Here is a 2,199-nt window from a genome sequence, read left to right on the forward strand (position 1 = left end):
ACCATGGGTTCCGGGGCCCACCCTTATGCCGCCGAAACGGTTGTCATCAGTTGGTGCGAGCCTCGAGCGGGAACTCGGCGTCCGGCTCGTGGGTGATGCGGTTGCGCATGTCGCGGCGGAAGACTTCGATGACCCACAGCCAGATGATGTGGCCGAAGAACTCGGAGAAGTGTTCCGCGAAGGGCTGGTTCCAGGGTGCCGGGACGGTGCCCATGAGCGGCATGAGGACGACGTGGAAGGCCACGTAGACGACGATGCCGAAGGCGGCGCCTTGCCAGAGCTTGATCTGGGGGAAGCGTTCGGCGAGGACGCAGTAGATGACCGCGAAGGCGATCGAGAATGAGAAGTGAACGATGAAGGATACCCAGGGGAGGCCCTCGTTACCGTTGAAGGTGTAGGACAGGTGGGTGACGCTCTCGGGGATGCCCATCTGCTGGAGCAGTTCCTGCGGCGGGTTCGTCGCGTTGCGTTCGGGCGTGCGCGGGGGCAGCGGCACCTCCCATCCGAACTTCACGATTGCGGAGACGATGCCTCCGAGAACACCTGCGAGTGCTGCGACGCCGTAGCGGCGACGCTTGGGATTGGTCTGAATCAGTGCCATGTGTCAAGCATCTGACGTGATTGTTCAAATTTCGAGGTTTGTGCACAGTAAGCGTTCAAGGTCACATTCGCGCGCGACCTGCGAAGAAGCCCGAAAAATAGCCAATTCGGTCAATTATCGCAGGTTATGTACTCGTAAAGTATCCGGGTGGGGGAAGGACCTGAGTCCTTCCCCCACCCGGATCGTTAGTCAGCGCGCCGCCCCGTGAGAAGGGCGCGCGCGAAGCGAATCAGTCGACGATGCCGTACAGGCGGTCACCCGCGTCGCCCAGGCCCGGCACAATGTATGACTTCTCGTTGAGACGCTCATCGACGGCCGCGACGACGACGTTCACGTCGGCGCGATCGCCGATCGCGGCCTCGAGCGTCGAGACGCCCTCGGGGGCAGCCAGGATGCACACGCACGTCACGTCCTTGGCGCCGCGCTCAAACAGGTAGTTCGTCGCGGCGACCATGGTGTGGCCCGTGGCCAGCATCGGATCCAGGACGAAGCACTGGCGACCCGACAGGTCGTCGGGCAGGCGGTTCGCGTAGGTCTCGATCTCCAGGGTGTCGTCGTCGCGGCGCATGCCCAGGAAGCCGACCTCGGCGGTGGGCAGCAGACGGGTCATGCCCTCGAGCATGCCCAGGCCGGCGCGCAGCACGGGCACGACGATCGGGCGCGGCTCGGAAAGTGTGAGCCCCACGGTCGGCGCGACCGGAGTCTCGATGGGGGTTTCGGACACAGCGACCTCGCGGGTCGCCTCGTAGGCGAGCAGAGTGACCAGTTCGTCAACGAGCTGGCGGAACGTCGCCGATGGCGTCTGACGATCGCGCAGGACAGTGAGCTTGTGGGCGATCAGGGGGTGATTAGCTACGTGGAGGCGCATGTTTATAGGCTACCCCCTACGCGCGGGGCTGTGCACCCCGGTATGTGGGACGAGGCTGTGGTTGCGTCCGCGTGCAGGTGTCGGAGGGAGGGAGGTGGCCTCGTGATTCGGGGGCGCGAGGTGACAAACACAGTCGCCACACGAGCCACACACGTATCCACCCGTTTCAGTTACCCCATTGCTGGTTTGGCCGGTAAGCTAGAGGGGTGACAGTGAATGAGCAGTATCGCGAGGCCATGGGCAAAGCCCTGTTCCTCGCTAACCGCGCCCGCGAGACGGGAGACGTCCCCGTCGGAGCCGTCGTCGTCGACGCCGACGGTCACATCATCGGCCGAGGATGGAACTGCCGCGAGGCCGACCACGATCCCACAGGTCACGCCGAAATCATCGCCCTGCGCGAAGCCAGCCGAGCCCTCGGCACCTGGCGCCTGAGCGGCTGCACGCTCATCGTCACCCTCGAACCCTGCACCATGTGCGCCGGAGCAATCCTCGCCTCGCGCATCGACCGCGTCGTCTTCGGCGCCTGGGACCCCAAGGCCGGAGCCGCCGGATCCCTGCGCGACGTCCTACGCGACGCGCGCATGCCCCACCCCACCGAAGTCATCGGCGGTGTCCTCGCCCAGGAAGCAGCCATGCAGCTGCGCTCCTTCTTCCTCGGCCGCCGCGGCGCCGACGAAATGCCCGTCGTCGCCGCCCCCGTCCACGAGCCCGCCGACCTGCCCGCCCCGGC

Annotated in this window: 3 protein-coding genes; 1 reads left to right on the forward strand and 2 read right to left on the reverse strand. The window is 65.6% G+C overall.

Annotated features, from left to right (window positions below; genetic code table 11):
* Positions 1-46: 46 nt before the first annotated feature.
* Positions 47-601: a YagU family protein gene (locus HMPREF1138_RS01460; protein WP_009055699.1), complete on the reverse strand. Its 555-nt coding sequence runs from the start codon at positions 599-601 to the stop codon at positions 47-49.
* 229 nt (positions 602-830) lie between these two features.
* Positions 831-1,469 (reverse strand): uracil phosphoribosyltransferase, encoded by a 639-nt coding sequence (upp, locus tag HMPREF1138_RS01465; protein ID WP_009055697.1) that lies wholly within the window; start codon positions 1,467-1,469, stop codon positions 831-833.
* Positions 1,470-1,705: 236 nt separating this feature from the next.
* Between upp and tadA the strand changes: the two genes are divergently transcribed.
* Positions 1,706-2,199 (forward strand): tRNA adenosine(34) deaminase TadA (gene tadA, locus HMPREF1138_RS01470; protein WP_337459473.1); only part of this gene is annotated, 494 nt, incomplete at its 3' end.

The organism is Actinomyces sp. ICM58, assembly GCF_000283035.1.
Lineage (GTDB): Bacteria > Actinomycetota > Actinomycetes > Actinomycetales > Actinomycetaceae > Pauljensenia.

What these genes read in the sequence shown, in the direction of transcription:
- upp (WP_009055697.1), bottom strand. Translation starts at nt 1,469, where the DNA reads ATGCGCCTCCACGTAGCTAATCACCCCCTGATCGCCCACAAGCTCACT.
- HMPREF1138_RS01460 (WP_009055699.1), bottom strand. Translation starts at nt 601, where the DNA reads ATGGCACTGATTCAGACCAATCCCAAGCGTCGCCGCTACGGCGTCGCA.